Annotated in this window: 16 protein-coding genes; 6 read left to right on the forward strand and 10 right to left on the reverse strand. The window is 39.5% G+C overall.

Annotation, left to right across the window (positions count from 1 at the left end):
• Positions 1-13 precede the first annotated feature (13 nt).
• The gene (gene fbpC, locus P3L56_RS13525; protein WP_042844680.1) at positions 14-1054 is read left to right on the forward strand and encodes a ferric ABC transporter ATP-binding protein; all 1041 of its coding nucleotides are present in this window, start codon (positions 14-16) and stop codon (positions 1052-1054) included.
• Between the two features lie 232 nt (positions 1055-1286).
• Here fbpC and P3L56_RS13530 read toward each other — a convergent pair whose 3' ends face one another.
• From P3L56_RS13530 to ulaR, 6 genes are all read right to left on the reverse strand, one after another.
• Complete coding sequence (locus tag P3L56_RS13530) at positions 1287-2159, reverse strand: DMT family transporter (RefSeq protein ID WP_131680551.1); 873 nt, start codon at positions 2157-2159, stop codon at positions 1287-1289.
• Complete coding sequence (locus P3L56_RS13535) at positions 2146-2817, reverse strand: 2OG-Fe(II) oxygenase family protein (RefSeq protein WP_166686819.1); 672 nt, start codon at positions 2815-2817, stop codon at positions 2146-2148. The genes P3L56_RS13530 and P3L56_RS13535 overlap by 14 nt, the downstream gene beginning before the upstream one ends.
• Positions 2804-3934: a ThiF family adenylyltransferase gene (locus P3L56_RS13540; protein ID WP_198860766.1), complete on the reverse strand. Its 1131-nt coding sequence runs from the start codon at positions 3932-3934 to the stop codon at positions 2804-2806. The genes P3L56_RS13535 and P3L56_RS13540 overlap by 14 nt, the downstream gene beginning before the upstream one ends.
• Positions 3935-3982: 48 nt before the next feature.
• Positions 3983-4087, reverse strand: a complete 105-nt coding sequence (locus tag P3L56_RS13545; protein ID WP_071548218.1) for a pantocin A family RiPP — start codon at positions 4085-4087, stop codon at positions 3983-3985.
• A 236-nt stretch (positions 4088-4323) separates the two neighbouring features.
• The gene (ulaG, locus tag P3L56_RS13550) at positions 4324-5391 is read right to left on the reverse strand and encodes an L-ascorbate 6-phosphate lactonase (RefSeq protein WP_071548219.1); all 1068 of its coding nucleotides are present in this window, start codon (positions 5389-5391) and stop codon (positions 4324-4326) included.
• 113 nt (positions 5392-5504) lie between these two features.
• A complete protein-coding gene (gene ulaR, locus P3L56_RS13555; protein ID WP_042844690.1) occupies positions 5505-6260 on the reverse strand; it encodes an HTH-type transcriptional regulator UlaR in 756 nt (251 codons plus the stop codon).
• A gap of 391 nt (positions 6261-6651) precedes the next feature.
• On the opposite strand from ulaR, the gene P3L56_RS13560 reads away from it, so the two are divergent.
• The 4 genes from P3L56_RS13560 to P3L56_RS13575 are packed head-to-tail and all read left to right on the forward strand — an operon-like array spanning position 6652 to position 10461.
• Positions 6652-8412, forward strand: a complete 1761-nt coding sequence (locus P3L56_RS13560) for a PTS ascorbate-specific subunit IIBC (RefSeq protein ID WP_198860767.1) — start codon at positions 6652-6654, stop codon at positions 8410-8412.
• Between the two features lie 56 nt (positions 8413-8468).
• Entirely contained in the window at positions 8469-8936 is a 468-nt protein-coding gene (locus P3L56_RS13565) for a PTS sugar transporter subunit IIA (protein WP_042844695.1), read from the forward strand.
• 50 nt (positions 8937-8986) lie between these two features.
• Positions 8987-9817, forward strand: coding sequence for a Cof-type HAD-IIB family hydrolase (locus P3L56_RS13570; RefSeq protein ID WP_198860768.1), 831 nt, complete (start codon positions 8987-8989; stop codon positions 9815-9817).
• Positions 9814-10461: a 3-keto-L-gulonate-6-phosphate decarboxylase UlaD gene (locus P3L56_RS13575; protein ID WP_129466138.1), complete on the forward strand. Its 648-nt coding sequence runs from the start codon at positions 9814-9816 to the stop codon at positions 10459-10461. The genes P3L56_RS13570 and P3L56_RS13575 overlap by 4 nt, the downstream gene beginning before the upstream one ends.
• Before the next feature lie 76 nt (positions 10462-10537).
• Here P3L56_RS13575 and purL read toward each other — a convergent pair whose 3' ends face one another.
• Entirely contained in the window at positions 10538-14425 is a 3888-nt protein-coding gene (gene purL, locus P3L56_RS13580; protein ID WP_210831742.1) for a phosphoribosylformylglycinamidine synthase, read from the reverse strand.
• Positions 14426-14695: 270 nt separating this feature from the next.
• Here purL and mltF point away from each other — a divergent pair, with 270 nt between their 5' ends.
• Positions 14696-16360 (forward strand): membrane-bound lytic murein transglycosylase MltF, encoded by a 1665-nt coding sequence (gene mltF / locus P3L56_RS13585; RefSeq protein WP_072065756.1) that lies wholly within the window; start codon positions 14696-14698, stop codon positions 16358-16360.
• A gap of 41 nt (positions 16361-16401) precedes the next feature.
• Here mltF and tadA read toward each other — a convergent pair whose 3' ends face one another.
• From tadA to P3L56_RS13600, 3 genes are all read right to left on the reverse strand, one after another.
• On the reverse strand, positions 16402-16893 hold the full coding sequence (tadA, locus tag P3L56_RS13590) for a tRNA adenosine(34) deaminase TadA (protein WP_042844704.1): 492 nt from the start codon (positions 16891-16893) through the stop codon (positions 16402-16404).
• Between the two features lie 93 nt (positions 16894-16986).
• Complete coding sequence (gene leuE, locus P3L56_RS13595; RefSeq protein ID WP_042844705.1) at positions 16987-17634, reverse strand: leucine efflux protein LeuE; 648 nt, start codon at positions 17632-17634, stop codon at positions 16987-16989.
• A gap of 315 nt (positions 17635-17949) precedes the next feature.
• On the reverse strand, positions 17950-18297 hold the full coding sequence (locus tag P3L56_RS13600; protein WP_042844706.1) for a hypothetical protein: 348 nt from the start codon (positions 18295-18297) through the stop codon (positions 17950-17952).
• Between the last annotated feature and the right edge of the window lie 100 nt (positions 18298-18397).

Raw genomic sequence — 18397 nt, forward strand, 5'->3', positions numbered from 1 at the left:
TGGAGTAACTGACATGACACAACATAATTTTGTTGAATTAAAAAATGTGACTAAACGCTTTGGTACCAATACGGTCATCGACGATTTAAGTCTTTCTATTCCACAAGGCAGTATGGTGACCTTATTAGGTCCCTCTGGCTGTGGTAAAACCACGGTATTACGTTTAGTCGCAGGGTTAGAAAAACCCACAGAAGGACGGATGTTTATAGATGGTGAGGATGTTACCGATCGTTCAATCCAACAACGTGATATTTGTATGGTTTTCCAATCATATGCCCTATTCCCTCATATGTCGTTAGGGGACAACGTCGGTTATGGTTTGAAAATGTTAGGCTTACCTAAAGCTGAAATCAGAAAACGTGTTGACGAAGCACTAGAATTGGTTGATTTAGCTGGCTTTGCTGACCGTTTTGTTGACCAAATTTCTGGTGGCCAGCAACAGCGTGTTGCTTTAGCTCGTGCCTTGATCCTCAAACCTAAAGTGTTGTTATTTGATGAGCCATTAAGTAACTTAGATGCCAATTTACGCCGTAGCATGCGTGAAAAAATCCGTGAATTACAGCAACAGTTTAACATCACCTCGTTATACGTGACCCATGACCAAAGTGAAGCCTTCGCCGTTTCCGATATGGTTTTGGTGATGAACAAAGGGAAAATCATGCAATTAGGTTCTCCACAAGAACTGTACCGTCAGCCTGCCTCAAGGTTTATGGCCAGCTTTATGGGAGATGCGAATATTTTCCCTGCCACACTGACTCATGATTCAGTAAATATTTTTAATTATCACTTACCTCGCCCAGCACAACTAGCAACGGATAATACGGAAATCACTGTCGGTGTACGCCCTGAAGCTATCACGCTCAGCTTACAAGGTGACGATAGCCAACGCTGTACTGTCACTCATGTGGCTTATATGGGGCCTCAATATGAGGTCACTGTTGATTGGCATGGTCAATCCATGTTGTTGCAAATTAATGCCACACAATTGCAGCCAACAGTAGGGGAAAACCTTTATTTACAGATCCACCCCTATGGCATGTTTATTCTTGAGTAATGTTACACTCTTTAAATAATGCTTAATGTGGTTAGGCAACAGGTAAGTGAAATACCAGAGTAAAGTACAAGGAAGTAACCACGTTAAGAAGCATTAAAGACTAGCTTAGCTAACAACAGAATAACTTGGCATTTGTGAATAACTCGTCGCCCCTCCGCCCTTTAGGGGGGAGGAGTACGCAGCACCGATAGGAAGTTTAATCACTAAAAGCATGTAAGCCGTTATTTGAATATCAAACTTTATTTTTTTCTAAAAAAATAATTAACATACTTAAAAGAATAAATAACATACCGATTATCATTGAAATTGTCATAGACTCATCTAAAAGATAAGATGAGATCATGACACTAATGATTGGTGAAATAAGAATTGAGTATGATGACAGTTTAACACCGCCGTGCCCTATCATGTAATACCAAAGAATATAAACAATCACCCCATTAGCCAGCCCCATATAGATAATTGGAATATATACAGTCCAAAGAAATTCAGGATGTATATTACTCAATATGTTTACATCAACATCTAAAAATGGCATTAACAATACAAGAAAAATCAATGAGACTATATTTTGGTAAAATACTTTTGAAGTTAGGTTTATTTTTAAGACGATTTTTTCAGATAAAATGGTTCCTATCGCCCACATGAGTGCACTTAATAGAATTATCGCTTCGCCAATACTTATGCCAGATGGCGCTATAAATATAAAAATGCCACTAATACATAATAAAGACACAATTATTGAACGAAATTCAATGTGTTTATTCATTATGCTCAGCAAGAGTGTTGCCATTACTGGCATCGTATAAACAAGTACAGACGCCTTTACCGCTTCAGTATACTTTAACGCCAAACTATTTAATATAGGAACCAAAAAAACATTCAAAAAACCAAGTGGGATACTTTTTAAAAAGTATTGAATATTAAACCGATATCGACCAATAATGAAAAATACAAAACACAAAAAAACAACTGAAATAACTAATGAATAGATTCTAAAACCCCAAACACCTACTTGGTCAATTGCCAGTTTTGATATAGGAAATGCACTCCCCCATATTAATGACATTAAAGTAGCACAAAGAAGCACTTTAATTTTTTTCATTATACCTCACAACTAATGCCATTCTTTTGCTTATTTTATTAGATGTTACTGTAGAAACAAAATGTGGGATTTTTCTTTTTTTTGTGTCAAAAATTAAAATGTTTAGATATGATGGGATAAATGTTTCTAAAATTTCTTTTTTTTCGTTATCTAATATCATCGTTAACCCTCCATAGTTCGCTTCCCATTCCTTTGTTAAGTTAATCACGATGCCTATACCATCATCGGAGTCACAATGTGTAGTTAAAAAATCATTTTTATCAAACTTGCTTAAATATATGTTTGATATCATGTTTACTTTCTTTCCAGTTATACTCCATAAAAAATCTTTAAATTTAACATCATCAACAACCGCAATTAAATCAACTAAAATTATTTTAATTTCATCAAAGCATATTCTTCTAAATGAAAATGAAAACTCGCCATTATCTCTATCCTCAAATGCTATTGTTTTTTCATAATTGATACTCTCTATATCAGTGTCAGAAAGATAAAAATCGCTTACCCCTCGCCTATTTTTTATAATAAAACTCCATTTATCCTCTTCAATATTATTAATTAAATTTAAATTAACTTCAAATTCAGGAAAAAAATCTTTTATTGAAAAACTAGTATACCCATTACTTAAAAATTCTTTGTTATGCTTACTTATCCCCATTAAACAGATTCTCCTCTGAAAAACTCAAGTCCCTAAGTGAGATTGTAACTTTCCTTCCTTCCAATGAGATAGCATCATATTTAGTAATAACTTTAATTACTTGGTCAATCACTAACCCTGACATTACAGCTAGTGATGGTGAGCTTTGCCAAGCATTAACAGTTCTCACCCCATTTAAAAACTGTTGCTTCATTCTTGCTTCTTGAAACTCTTTCACTGTCGGGTCATCACTATAGAATGTTTTTTTAATTTGATGTTTAACATCAAAGTATGTTTTCCCTATTTGATTATTTAAATAAATAGGTCCTATGGATATTTCATGTGGGTCCCCACCAAGTTCAATGATAGGTATCGATTTATCAATAGCAACTTTGTGTATTACCTCCTCTACCGTATTTTTTTTGTAGTAGCCTAAACTTGCCCATGCAAGTAAAATCATATCAACATTATTAAGTAAATCATTAATTCTATTTTCATTTGGCGTTAAAAATTCAAAAAACTTTTCTATTTTAGTGTGTTTATTATGCTTATATATTCCATTTTCAGCTGAGTCAACTTTTCTTTTTCCGATATCCTCCTCTGTATATAAGACTTGTCTATTTAGGTTTGATAATTCGACAATATCACCATCAACAATCCTTAACGTTCCAACCCCCATTAATGCAAGTTGTAATGAGCACCATGTTCCCCATCCACCCATTCCCAGCACTAAAACTCTGCTTTTTTTCAAACGTTCCTGATATCTTATCGATGATAAATTATCATTATCGACTAAAGAAAATTGTAATAATTGACGATCGTACAATTCAATCTCTCTAGAAGAAAGTAATTCGGATGAAATAATATTATCTTCAACTAAACCACATGATATCATTTTTTGAATAAAATCTATGACTTCATATTCTTCAACATTTAAGTTTCTATTTAATAGTTCCTTTATTATTCTAGGTAATGTATGTTCTCCATCTAATTTAGACAATACGACTTTTACCCATTCAGGGGGGGACTTAATTATTTTAGCCTTACTAGGGATCTCACCAATACAAATATTTCCATTATCAGATTCAATAACATGATGAGAACGCTTTATCATTGGTTTTGTTATTCCGTTATACATATTCACACCTCCATTAAAATGCCGCCGTGGACGGCATTTTTTCAATCTTTACGACTCTAATATAACTTCTTCATCTTCATTATACATCGCAATTTCTTCGCTAATTGAAGATATACGCTCAGTTAAATCATGTAATATTATTTCATTTTCCATATTTTCACCTAGAATAAATGTAATTTTAATTAAATATTATCCACATTGATAACATTAAGATTAAAAATGATTAAATTAAGACAGTCAATATCAATAGAGAAACAAAAAAACTAACCATATAACAATAAAAAATACTGATAATTCATATTATTTAAATATATGCATGCTATTTTAAACCTCATAAAAAAACCAGCGCTTAAGTCTCCTTAAACGCTGGTTTTTAATAGCAGGATTAATTATAAGAATGCTTTATATGGCAGTTCAGGTTCATTTTTAAAAATATCATTAAAGCCACGGAAATGCTGATAATGTATGCGGTCTTTATCTGTTGGGTAAGTATACTTACCACCTACCTGCCAGAAAAACGGCGCAAATTTGTATTGTAAACGCTCTTTTTTCATATTCCATAAAACTTCTATTTCACGTGGGTCATTTTGGAAGTTGGCCCAAATATCATGGTGGAATGGAATAACTCGCTCGCAATCAAGTGACTCCGCAGCACGCAAAATATCAGATGAAGTCATTTTGTCCGTGACTCCACGGGGGTTCTCTCCAAAAGAAAGCAATGCCACGTCAATATTATAACGGTTACCATGTGCTGCGTAATAATTTGAATAGTGAGAATCACCTGAGTGATAAATAGAACCACCTGTTGTTTCAATTAAATAATTCACTGCACGGTAATCCATACCATCTAGGATTTCTTTATCATAAGAAGACACGCCTTGCGGTAGCGTAACCAGTGCTGTACGGTCGAAAGAATCGAGTACACGAATTTTCATGTCTCCGACTTCAATCACATCCCCCACCTTTGCCACAACACAACGCTCTGTAGGAACGCCCCATTTGGTCCATAAATCAACACAAGCTTGCGGGCCAATAAATTTAACGTGTTCACCGCAATTTTGTAATACTGCGGCTGCGACATTGACATCAATATGGTCGGCATGGTCATGGGAGGCTAATACCGCATCAATTTGTTTAATTGCAAATGGGTCGAGAGGAAAAATAGAGGTTCTTAGGTTAGGCTGTAATGCTTCTACCCCTCCCATGCGCATCATTTGGTGTTGCTTATTCATCAACGGATTTTTCTGCGTTTTTTTACCTGTCCCACACCAAAAATCGATAGAAATATTGGTATTACCTGCACTTTTCAGCCAAATTCCTGTACAGCCTAACCACCACATTGAGAATGTGTTTGGCTCAACAGCCGTTTTTTCAATTTCTTCATTCAACCAAGTTCCCCACTCAGGAAACGTACTTAAAATCCAAGATTCACGTGTGATTTCATTTACTTTACTCATAGTATTAATACCTTTTTCCAGAATTTTGAATGTAGGGAGCTTGGCGCCTTAATAGAGCATTAAGGCACTTAGCAAGATAGGATTAAATGCAATAAACCAAATATATGAAGGAATTAGACCAGTATGACCCGTGTTCCCTGTGCTTCAATGGCTTTAATAACTTCAGGGTTAGCGTTTTTTCCAGTAATTAAAACATCAATTTTATTTGCTGGGCAAAAGAGCATTCCTGTTCGATGCCCCACCTTAGAACTGTCAACCACCACCACGAGCTTATCGATTTGGTCAAGCATCTGTTGTTCAGCCACCGCCGTTAACATATCCGCTTTATACAAGCCGGCCTCTGTTAAGCCTTTGCCCGATGTAAACATCCAGTTACCTGCATAACCCATTAAGCTGTTCAGAGCTGGGTTTAAAAAAATATTTTGTGCCTTGTTGTACTGGCCACCAATTAAAATAACATCGTCGTGGTCTTGGTCTATTAAATAGCTTGCTAGCGGAAAATAATTGGTCACTATCTGTACGTTTTTCCCGCACAATTGCTGCCCAAGAAGGAACGCTGTTGAACCGCAGTTAATTACCGCGCTCTCACCGGGTAAACAGATTTCTGCCGCCTTAACCGCTATTTGTGATTTTTCCTCGTAGTGGTCAGTACTGTTAATATTTAACGGTGTCCACTTACGCTTTTTATTTTCAATTCTTTCTGCACCATTACGGACTTTTCGTAACTTACCTTGCTCATCTAACTTAGAAATATCGCGACGAGCCGTTGCAGGAGACACATTAAAGTGATCGGTAATATGAGAAACGTTGATCACCCTATTTGTTTCTAATAAAGACAATATTTCATTGTGTCTTTGCACTTCATTCATAACTATCGTCCTGTTAATAAGTAATCACCCTATGATTAAGTTTGATTACTTGTGATTGGTTTTGATTCTATTTATCTCGCTATTAGTTGTCAACCTTTGTCGTAAAAAAAAACAGATATTTACTATGAATAAAAAAATAACACTGATTTTATTGGTGTTTTTAAATTTTACGTGATCAAGTCGCCATTTATTTATTTTTTTGCTGGTAAAAAAACAGACAAATGCAAACAATCATAAAAGATCAGACAGTGATTACATATGATTACTTTTGGTTTTTTAACGACATTTTATAGGTTTAAAATGATTATATCGCAAGAACACCAGATACGATCAATATGATTAATCTCTACCCCATATAAATTACAAAAACAATTTGATTAGAGGTAAAAATATGGATTTTTTATACGACGCTTTCTATATTTTTTACAGCCAGGTAATGACAAAAGCGCCTCTATTATTAGGCTTAGTCACTTTTATTGGTTACTGGCTTTTGAAGCGTGACGGTACCACAATTCTTAAAGGAACAATCAAAACCATTGTCGGCTTTATGTTAGTCAGTGTTGGTGCCAGTACTCTGGTCTCCAGCTTCAAACCCGTGATTGAAAAAATGTCTGAATATCATGGCCTCACCGGTTCAGTCATTGACCCTTATACCTCCATGATGGCCACTATGGAAACCATGGGGGATGACTATTCATGGGTGGGTTATACGGTATTGTTAGCACTTGCACTTAACATCCTACTGGTACTCTTTCGCCGTATTACCGGTATCCGCACCATCATGCTGACGGGACATATCATGTTCCAGCAAGCAGGGTTGATTGCTGTTTTCTATTTTGTACTTGGCGCAAGTATGTGGGAAACCATTATCTACTCTGCGGTTTTAATGGCGTTATATTGGGGGATTTCCTCCAATATTATGTTTAAACCTACGCAGGAAGTCACTGGTGGGGCTGGTTTCTCAATTGGCCACCAGCAACAATTTGCCTCATGGATAGCCACTAAAGTCGCACCAAAATTAGGAGATAAAAAAGACAGCGTAGATAATTTAAACTTACCAAAATGGTTACACATCTTCCACGATAGTATTTCTGCAACAGCGATTGTGATGACCTTGTTCTTTGGGGTTATCCTGATTTCCTTCGGCATTCCAAACCTACAATCAATGGCAGGCACAACACACTGGACCATCTATATTATTGAGACTGGGCTAAAATTTGCGGTAGCTATTCAAATTATTGTAACCGGCGTGCGTATGTTTGTGGCTGAATTATCGGAAGCTTTTAAAGGTATTTCAGAACGAGTGATCCCAAATGCAGTGCTCGCGATTGACTGTGCGGCTATCTACGCCTTTTCACCAAATGCAATGGTATTTGGCTTTATGTGGGGGGCAATTGGCCAATTTGTTGCCGTACTCGGTATGCTGGCATTTAGCTCCCCTATTATGATTATCCCAGGCTTTATCCCGATGTTTTTCTCAAACGCCACTATCGGTATTTTCGCTAACCACTTTGGGGGCTGGAAAGCCGTGATGAAAGTATGTTTTGTCATGGGAGTCATAGAAATATTAGGCTCGGCATGGGCGATTGATTTGATTAACCGCCAAGGCACTGATTTCAGCGGCTGGATGGGTATGGCCGACTGGGCATTAGCCTTCCCTGTTATTATGCAAGGGTTATCATTTTCAAAAATGTTTTTCTTTGTTGTCGTGGCGTTAGCCGTTGTCTATATGTACTTTGCGGCTAAAAAACTACGCGCAGAGGAAGATGCACAAGCCGCTTTAGGGCCTATTACTGAGCTAGAAGAAACTGAAGAACCACCCGAAGCTACATTTGAAAACCCCAGTGTTAAACCCGTTAGGATTTTAGCCGTTTGCGGTAATGGACAAGGTTCATCAATGATGATGAAAATGAAAATTGGTCAATACCTTGAGAAAAAAGGCATTCCCCATGTAATGGACTCCTGCGCAGTATCTGACTATAAGTCAAAATTAACGGCAACAGATATTATCGTTTCTTCAAAACACCTAAGTGCTGAGATGAACCCAGGTGAAGGCAAGTTTGTTTTAGGCGTACAAAATATGCTCAATCCACATTCGTTTGGTGATGAACTGCTCAGTATTATTCATACTAATTTTCTAGCAAATAAATAGCATCACTGAGGAATTATGACCTTAAATGTTCATTTAATATTAAAAGGAAGACAATGATGGGGTTTAAACAGTCATTAATTGATAATAATTCAATCCAGCTACAAGCATCCGCAACCAACTGGCGTGATGCCATTAAAATCGGTACGGATATGCTGGTCGCTTCTGGCGCAATCAAACCCGCCTACCATGATGCGATTATCAGTAGCGTCGAAAAACTCGGTCCTTACATTTGTATCGCGCCCAATCTCGCACTTCCCCATGCTAGGCCTGAAGATGGTGTGATCCGCACGGCTTTTGCCCTTGTCACATTAGAAAGCCCCATTATTTTTGATGGGGAAGAGGAACCCGTCGATGTGCTGATCACTCTTGCTGGCAGTTCATCAGATGAACACATGGAAGGCTTAATGGAAGTCACTCGCGTTCTTGATGATGAAGACAGTGAAACAGGCGTTGACCTCAATAAATTGCGCCGCTGTCGAACGATTGATGATGTTTATCAGGTTATTGATCAAGCATTATGCTAATTTAATGATAACAAAAGAAAATCACTAATTAGCTATAGAGGTAATCCACTATGTATAAAGTATTAGCACTTGATTTGGATGGCACCGTACTCACTCAGGATCACACAATTCACCCTGAAGTCAGACAAGCCATTCAGGCAGCAACAAAGCAATGTCACGTTATGATTGTAACGGGACGCCATCATACCGCTGCTCGCCCTTATTATGATGAGCTAGAGCTAACCACGCCTATTATTTGTTGCAATGGTACTTATATCTATGATTACCAAAACGAAAAAGTTATCACGCACAATGCACTCACCAAACAAAATGCACTCACTTTTATCGAACTCGCGCAACAAGACAAGCTGAAAATGGTGATGTATATCACTGATGCCATGGTGTATTCAAAAGTCGATCCTATCGATTACATGAATGCAATGGAGCAATGGGCTAACGACCCAACAATGGCCCATCCACCCAAAATTTATCGTATTGATTCATTTGAAGAACAAGTCCAGCACGCTGACTATATTTGGAAGTTTGTTGTCGAAGGTGAACCCGCTACATTACAACGTTTCTTGAATTCCCCTTGGATAAAACAAACTTTTAATGCAGAAAAGTCATGGTCAAACCGTTTCGATTTCGCCGCTAAAGGCAATAATAAAGGAATACGTTTAGCTGAACACCTTAACTCTCTGGGGTATCAACCAAACCAAGTTATCGCTGTCGGCGATAATCACAACGATATCTCCATGATTGAGCTAGCGGGCTTAGGAGTTGCAATGAAGAATGCCGATGATACCGTGAAATCCCACGCAGATGTCGTTTGTGCTACAGATAACAATGGTGATGGCCTTGCGCGTTTGATACGTGAAAATATTCTAGGACAATCACAATGACCAAACCTTTGATCCAAATTGCATTAGACCAAACTGACTTACAATCCGCTTTAAACGTCGCTGAAAATGTGCACTCCTTTGTCGATATTATTGAAGTAGGAACAATTTTAGCCTTTGCGGAAGGAATGAATGCCGTTGCCACGTTACGCAAACAGTACCCAAACCATATTATTGTTTGTGATATGAAAACTACCGATGGCGGTGCCATTCTTTCCCGTATGGCCTTTGAGGCTGGTGCAGATTGGATCACCGTTTCCGCGGCGGCTCATATCGCCACTATCGCCGCCTGTAAAAAAGTCGCCGATGAATTTAACCGGGAAATCCAAATCGAAATCTATGGTAATTGGACATTTGAAGATGCTAAAAACTGGGTTGAACTTGGTATCTCACAAGCCATATACCACCGGTCTCGTGATGCTGAACTCGCTGGTATTGGTTGGACTAACGAAGATATTGAAAAAATGCGTCAGCTTTCTGACCTTGGGCTAGAACTGTCTATCACTGGCGGTATCGTTCCTGAGGATATCCACTTATTCAATGGCATCAAAGCGAAAGCGTTTATCGCTGGGAGAGCCTTAGTTGGTGATACAGGGAAGCAGACCGCAGAAGCATTGCGTGAACAAATCAATCGCTTTTGGAAATAGTGTTTTCTCCCCTACTCGCTAAAAAAACAGGCCAGAAGAAAAATCAACTGGCCTGATAAACAACCTTAATTAACTATTAACCTAATTGTTTACGTGCATTACGGAAAATTCGCATCCATGGGCTATCTTCTCCCCAGTTTTCAGGGTGCCATGAGTTACTCACCGTACGGAAAACACGCTCTGGGTGAGGCATCATAATAGTGGCTCGCCCATCTTTTGTGGTAACCGAAGTGATCCCATTAACTGACCCATTCGGGTTAGCTGGATACTGCTCAGTCACTTGACCATAATTATTCACAAAACGCATGGCTACTAGCCCATTGTCTTCTAACTGCTGTAAATGTGCCGCACCACGAGCCTCTACCTGCCCCTCGCCATGAGAAACCGCTATCGCCATGCGAGAGCCAGCCATATTTTGCAGCAATAATGACGGGCTATTCGCAATTTCAACTAAACTAAAGCGGGCTTCAAAACGTTCTGAACGGTTACGAACAAAACGTGGCCAGTACTCTGCTCCTGGGATCAGCTCATGTAAGTTTGACATCATTTGGCAACCATTACAGACCCCTAAGGATAAGGTATCAGGACGATTAAAGAATGCCGCAAACTCATCACGAACTTTATTATTGAACAAAATTGATTTTGCCCAACCTTCCCCCGCCCCTAATACATCACCATAAGAGAAGCCGCCACAAGCTACCAGTGTTTGGAATTGACTCAGGGATAAATTCCCCGCTAACAAGTCACTCATATGAACATCAACCGCATCAAAACCTGCACGGTCAAAAGCGGCTGCCATTTCAACATGAGAGTTAACACCTTGTTCGCGCAATACCGCCACTTTTGGACGTACACCTGATAAAATATATGGCGCGGCGACGTCATCTTCAATATCAAAAGTCAGATGAGCATGTAAACCAGGGTCTTGGTCATCTTGTTTCATCGCGTGCTCTTCATCAGCACACACTTCGTTATCACGCAGACGTTGCATTTGCCATGTTGTTTCAGCCCACCATTGGCGCAGTTGGCTACGAGAGCCATGATAAACCACCGTATCGCGACTATTAATTATCACCGCATCATCTTGCGTCGCCGTCCCCAAATAATGAACACAAGAGGCCAAGCCAGCCTGAGCAAAGCATTCTTCTACATAAGATTTATCCGCGCCATTAATTTGGATCACAGCTCCAAGTTCTTCATTGAATAACGCGGCAAGAGTGTCTTCATCGAATGAGCTAATATCAACATTGATCCCACAGTGCCCTGCAAAAGCCATTTCCGCTAATGTGACAAACAAACCGCCATCTGAACGGTCGTGATAAGCGAGTAATTTTTGCTCTGATAATAATTTCTGCACAGTATTAAAGAAGCCGAGCAGCAACTCAGGGCTGCGTACATCAGGGGCTTTGTTGCCTAATTGGCGATAAACCTGTGCGAGTGCAGAACCACCTAATGCATTGTGGCCTTGACCAAGGTCAATCAATAATAATGCGTTATCTGTCGATGTTTTTAATTCAGGAGTCACTGTTAAACGCACATCTTCTACACGTCCAAATGCAGTGATCACCAATGAGAGTGGTGACGTCATTTCACGTTCCTCACCCTCATGCTGCCAACGTGTTTTCATTGACATTGAGTCTTTACCAACAGGGATGGTTAACCCTAATGCAGGGCAAAGCTCTTCACCGACGGCTTTAACCGCTTCATATAACCCAGCATCTTCACCTGGATGCCCTGCTGCCGCCATCCAGTTTGCTGACAATTTGACGCGTTTTAAATCTTGAACGTAAGAACAGGCGATATTTGTTAACGCTTCACCGACAGCCATACGTGCAGAGGCCGCGAAATCTAATAGTGCTACCGGCGTTCTTTCGCCGATAGACATCGACTCACCATAGTAGCTATCTAAGCTTGCTGTTGTTACTGCGCAATCTGCAACAGGGATCTGCCATGGCCCGACCATTTGGTCGCGAGCGACCATCCCGGTAACGGTACGGTCACCAATCGTAATTAAGAACGTTTTCTCAGCCACCGCAGGTAAATGAAGTACACGTTTAACCGCTTCATTTAGGTTAATCGTTGTTCTATCTAATGCATCGGCTTCTGCTTTCAGGGTTTTCACATCCCTAAGCATTTTCGGCGTTTTACCCAGTAGCACATCCAACGGCATATCAATAGGTTGATTATTAAAATGCTGGTCATTTAGCGTTAAATGGCGTTCTTCTGTTGCTTCACCAATCACTGCAAATGGCGCACGCTCACGCTCACAAATTGCCGTAAATACAGGAAGCTGTTCTGGTGAAACCGCCATAACATAGCGTTCTTGTGACTCATTACACCACACTTCTAATGGGCTCATTCCCGGCTCATCATTGAGGATTTTACGCAGTTCAAAGCGACCTCCACGGCCCCCATCACTGACTAGCTCAGGCATAGCATTTGACAGACCACCAGCGCCCACATCATGAATAAATAAGATTGGGTTATCATCACCAAGCTGCCAACACCTATCGATAACCTCTTGGCAGCGACGCTCCATCTCTGCATTATCACGTTGCACGGAGGCAAAATCTAAATCAGCATCGGATTGACCTGACGCCATAGATGATGCAGCACCTCCCCCTAAACCAATATTCATGGAAGGGCCGCCAAGTACTACTAATTTAGCACCTACGGTGATCTCACCTTTTTGAACATGGTCCGCTCGGATATTACCAATACCGCCCGCTAGCATAATTGGTTTGTGGTAGCCTCGTAATTCTTCACCATTATGGCTGTTAACTTTTTCTTCATAGGTACGGAAGTAACCCAATAACGCAGGACGGCCAAACTCATTATTAAATGCCGCCCCCCCAAGAGGCCCTTCCATCATAATGTCCAGCGCAGTAACAATCCGCTCAGGTTTACCGAAATCCTCTTCCCATGGCTGTTCAAAGCCCGGAATTCGTAAGTTAGAAACAGAAAAACCAACTAAGCCTGCTTTTGGTTTTGCACCACGACCTGTGGCCCCTTCATCACGAATTTCACCACCAGACCCTGTTGCAGCACCAGGCCACGGAGAGATTGCCGTTGGGTGGTTGTGTGTCTCTACTTTCATTAAAATATGTGCATCTTCTTGATGATAACGATAAGTGCGCCCTTCTGGATCAGGGAAGAAGCGGCCAACTGATGAGCCTTCCATTACCGCAGCATTATCTTTATATGCAGATAAAACGTGATCAGGTGTTTTCTCAAAGGTATTTTTAATCATTTTAAACAGCGATTTCGGCTGTTCTTCACCGTCAATAACCCAATCTGCGTTAAAAATTTTATGGCGGCAGTGTTCTGAGTTTGCTTGTGCAAACATATATAATTCAACGTCTGTTGGGTTACGCTTCAAGCCTGTAAAAGCATTTAGCAGATAATCTATTTCATCATCAGCCAATGCTAACCCCATTTCTTTATTTGCTGTTTCTAATGCAAGGCGTCCACCAGCAATAATATCAACCACTTTCATGGGAGCTGGTTGTTGCTGCGCAAACAACGCACTGGCTTGTTCAAAAGAAGAAAAAATAGTTTCCATCATGCGGTCATGCAAAATAGTGATTACATCATGCCATTGTTCTTGGGTTAAGTTGTCCCCTTGAACATAGTAAGCAATTCCGCGTTCAATACGTTTCACTTGAGTAAGACCGCAGTTATGCGCGATATCCGTTGCTTTAGAAGACCATGGAGAAATCGTCCCCGGACGTGGGGTCACTAGAATCAGCTTACCGAATGGGTCATGCTCCGCCAGAGAAGGACCATACTTTAACAAACTGCTCAGTTTGCCTTGCTCACTTTCACTTAACGGCGCTGACAGCTCAGCAAAGTGCATATATTCAGCATAAATATCCGTAACAGGGAGCTGTTTTTCTGTGAACAGCGCCAAAAGGCGGGTAATACGAAATGCTGATAGAGCAGGTGAACCACGCAAAATTTCCATAGTCTTAATTTCTCTCTTTTAAACGCCAGCCCTGAACATGAAAGCAGGGAAACCGAAGGACATTATAGAGCAATGTTCATCAATACGAAACCGTTTGCGTGATTAAAAATGAAGCGGTTAGTTAAATATTATTATGTGCTAAATACGATAATATAGGTTGCACCGATCTTGATTGTTGAGCAAAATAGCCAACCACTGGAATTATAACCATTACTTAGCCATACTCTTTTTAGGTATACCAGCACCAGTTAATGCACGAGAAACTATTATTTGAATAACTTAAAAGTTAACTATCTAATCATCCTAGTTATCACGCTACTGGCTACAATGGTCATTGGTTTTAACGTCCGTTGGCCAAATACACAAGATTCACAAATTAATAGAATTATATCTCAAGGTGAATTACGTATTAGTGCTGTTAGCTCACCACTTATCTATATAGATGAGCAAAAACAGTTGCGCGGATTTGACTATGAACTCGCCCAAGGGTTTGCCTCATATCTTGGTGTTAAACTAAAAATCACCATTCGCCCAAATTTTGAGCAGATTTTTGATGATCTTGAAAATGGGGATGCAGATATCGCTGTCGCTGGGCTACTTTATAATAAAGAAAGATTAGCAAAAACTAAAACTGGGCCAAGTTACCTTAATGTCACCCAGCAACTCGTATATAGAAAGGGAACCACGAGGCCAAAATCTTTCAATGATATTGATGGCAAACTACTGGTCACCTCTGGTACCGCACATGCTAGCACGCTAAAGGAACTTGCTAAGGAATACCCAAATCTAAAATGGGAAGAAACATCTCAATATACTACAAATCAAATACTTGAGATGCTAGCTGATGGTGAAATCGATTATACACTAGAAGATTCTATCGCCATCGCTTTACAGCAGCGCATCCATCCTCAAATTGCTGTCGCTTTTGACCTATTAGATGACCATGCTGTTACCTGGTATATGCGACGTAGTCAAGAAAATAGCTTAGATGCCGCATTACTGGACTTTTTCAATCTCAGCAATGAAAGTGAATTATTAGCACGGTTAAATGAAAAGTATTTTAGCCACGTAGAGTCATTCGATTACTTTGATACCATGGCATTTATTAAAGCTATCGATAATAAACTACCTGACTACCAACCTTTATTTGAAAAATATGCCCAACAGATAGATTGGAAACTACTCGCAGCAATTGCATGGCAAGAATCTCACTGGGACCCCCTTGCAACTTCTCCTACCGGGGTTCGTGGCTTAATGATGTTAACAAAACCAACAGCAGCAACGATGGGAATTGCCGATAGGTTAGACGCAGAAGAAAGTATTAAAGGCGGTGCTGCTTATATTGCTTATATAATGGACCGGTTACCCGAAACCATCGCAGAAGATGACCGAATTTGGTTCGCTCTTTCAGCTTATAATATGGGATATGGCCATATGCAGGATGTGCGTAAACTAACGGAAATGCTAGGTGGGGACCCAAATCGGTGGTTTGATGTTAAAGCACGGTTACCATTACTGACCCAAAAGAAATATTATTCACAGCTAACCTATGGCTATGCTCGTGGGCATGAGGCTTATCGCTATGTTGAAAATATTCGTCGATATCATCAAAGCCTAGTCGGTTATTTGCAAAGCCGAGAAAGAAAACAACATACGCTTGATATTGCTCAAAAGTCATTAACTTACTTGATTTCGCCTGATAACTTAAAAACTACAGGGGCTAACCCAACTGAAAATCAGTCACCTATTACAGAAAAAGTTAGCATTAAAAACCTGGGGGCGATGAGCTCCTCTAACCAAACACCTAAAATCCATAACATGGAAAAGCTATCCTTAGGCCATTATTTGATTTCGCCTTATTCACTACAAGATGAAACAGAGACTGATAACCCAGTGCCAGTTCCACCACTTAAATCCCCAGATAACCCGCTTTAAACCTACGAATTAATAGCAAATCGGATAGTGAAATAACACCGTTAACTCTGTTGACGCTTTTGTGCTTTTTTCTGCTCTCTGCGCATTTTAAAAAAAGCACTAAGCATTGAAGAACACTTTTCGGCTAAGACTCCGCCAGTCACATCCACATAATGATTTAACCCAGCTTGCCCCATAATATTAATATATGAACCACAAGCCCCTGTTTTAAAATCTTTAGCGCCATACACGACACGACCAATTCGGCTGTGAATTATCGCTCCTGCACACATGATACAAGGCTCTAATGTGACATATAATGTGGTATCTAATAAACGGTAATTGCTCAGAGCTTGCCCTGCTTGTTGCAAAGCAATAATTTCAGCATGAGCTGTCGGGTTGTGGTCAATAATGGAACGATTCCAGCCTGAAGCAATTAGTTGATTATCTTTAACAAGTAACGCCCCCACCGGGATTTCGCCTATCTCTTGCGCTTTCAACGCTAGCTCTAGGGCTTGTTGCATCCAAAACTCATCAATTTCTATTTGCGTCACTCTTACCTCTGTTCAATACATTTTATGTATTGATTATCCCGAAATGTTAGAGTGACTGCAATTTGAAATAGTCGACACCCGTATCATCTTCAGCTAATTGCTAAAAATAGCTAATTTTGCGGCAAACCCCATGAAGAACGCCCCAACCGTACAGTTTCCTAACTTCGCCAACACTTGTTTTTCACGTAAAAAACGCGCAATTAAGTAACCACTAAAAATCAGTAAGCTCAGATATAAAAAGCTAACAGCTTCCAAAATGGTGGCTAATACCAAGTAAGGTACCCATGCATGAGAATAATTAAAATCTATAAACTGAATAAAAAATGAAATATAAAATAAAATGGCCTTAGGGTTAGTTAAACTGAGTACTAAAGCCCGAGTGAAATATTTCTCAGCTTTAATTTCTATCGTACTTTGTTCAGAAGACATTGATTTCTTTTGTAAAAAAGTGGCATACAAAATTTTGCAGCCTAAATACAATAAATAAGCAGCCCCTAAGTAACGAACAATGGTGAATAGAGTCGGTGATGCTTTAATCAGTGATGCGACACCAATAAAAGAAAGGAAAATCAGGATTGCATCCCCAGTAAATACCCCTATTGCAGCGCGGTACCCTGCTCGAGTACCATGTGATGTACTTGTTTTTAATACATAAAGCGAGTTTGGCCCCGGTACAATGATAATTAATATTAACCCTGCCAAATACGTCCAAAAATTCAATACACCTAGGTTTTCAAACATAGCCATACCCTAATAATTTTTTATTATTACTACCATAACTTTTGTTATCTGAAAATATTTATTCAAGTGAATGTTATCGGTAAATATTAATCACTTAAATTTCTTTTACATTCAAGGTTAATAATTCAACTCAATTTTTATCAGCAATTTAATTGGCGATATATCAATAACTACTTCATGCATAACAAGTTATTTAGGGGAGGTCGTTCCTCATAATTAATAACTTTAGCCACTTCGTCAGATAAAGGAGCATAGATTATGAGTAAGCAGTCCCTCAAATTTGAGTGAAATACCTGACAACAGGTAAGGGCTAAATTACTTGTACATTGCTTCATTTATAGTACCGGACACATTGTCCAGATCAATACAATTGAATGTTAGTGTTCTATCCTCCATCAACACCCTAATAGAATATAACTTCTCCATTGAAGCCCCTATTTTCTGTGGATACACAGCATAAGGTATTAATTGTTCTTTTTGCCACTCTTTGCAAGATTTAAAATCACCTAGCCCTTTAACTTTTATGAGTTGCTTATAAGGGCTTACTACTTCTGGCTTTTTATTGTTATCTAACATCGCCTGTAGTTCATCCAAGCTGTAGGTAGTCGCCATTACAGACGATTGAAAACATATGAACAACACAACTGCTAGTATCCTTTTCATCTCACACCATCCCATTAATTAATTTCAGTGATGTTAGCGTAGAGGAAATGCAAATTGAAGCAAACCTGCCGAGTTTCGCTAGACACACTTAAACTAACTA

It is taken from the genome of Providencia sp. PROV024 (assembly GCF_032709665.1).
Classification (GTDB): domain Bacteria; phylum Pseudomonadota; class Gammaproteobacteria; order Enterobacterales; family Enterobacteriaceae; genus Providencia; species Providencia huashanensis.

Excerpts from the sequence above, each read along its gene's own strand:
- fbpC (WP_042844680.1), top strand. The coding sequence starts at position 14 with ATGACACAACATAATTTTGTTGAATTAAAAAATGTGACTAAACGCTTT.
- P3L56_RS13530 (WP_131680551.1), bottom strand. The coding sequence starts at position 2,159 with ATGAAAAAAATTAAAGTGCTTCTTTGTGCTACTTTAATGTCATTAATA.
- P3L56_RS13535 (WP_166686819.1), bottom strand. The coding sequence starts at position 2,817 with ATGGGGATAAGTAAGCATAACAAAGAATTTTTAAGTAATGGGTATACT.
- P3L56_RS13540 (WP_198860766.1), bottom strand. The coding sequence starts at position 3,934 with ATGTATAACGGAATAACAAAACCAATGATAAAGCGTTCTCATCATGTT.
- P3L56_RS13545 (WP_071548218.1), bottom strand. The coding sequence starts at position 4,087 with ATGGAAAATGAAATAATATTACATGATTTAACTGAGCGTATATCTTCA.
- ulaG (WP_071548219.1), bottom strand. The coding sequence starts at position 5,391 with ATGAGTAAAGTAAATGAAATCACACGTGAATCTTGGATTTTAAGTACG.
- ulaR (WP_042844690.1), bottom strand. The coding sequence starts at position 6,260 with ATGAATGAAGTGCAAAGACACAATGAAATATTGTCTTTATTAGAAACA.
- P3L56_RS13560 (WP_198860767.1), top strand. The coding sequence starts at position 6,652 with ATGGATTTTTTATACGACGCTTTCTATATTTTTTACAGCCAGGTAATG.
- P3L56_RS13565 (WP_042844695.1), top strand. The coding sequence starts at position 8,469 with ATGGGGTTTAAACAGTCATTAATTGATAATAATTCAATCCAGCTACAA.
- P3L56_RS13570 (WP_198860768.1), top strand. The coding sequence starts at position 8,987 with ATGTATAAAGTATTAGCACTTGATTTGGATGGCACCGTACTCACTCAG.
- P3L56_RS13575 (WP_129466138.1), top strand. The coding sequence starts at position 9,814 with ATGACCAAACCTTTGATCCAAATTGCATTAGACCAAACTGACTTACAA.
- purL (WP_210831742.1), bottom strand. The coding sequence starts at position 14,425 with ATGGAAATTTTGCGTGGTTCACCTGCTCTATCAGCATTTCGTATTACC.
- leuE (WP_042844705.1), bottom strand. The coding sequence starts at position 17,634 with ATGTTTGAAAACCTAGGTGTATTGAATTTTTGGACGTATTTGGCAGGG.
- P3L56_RS13600 (WP_042844706.1), bottom strand. The coding sequence starts at position 18,297 with ATGAAAAGGATACTAGCAGTTGTGTTGTTCATATGTTTTCAATCGTCT.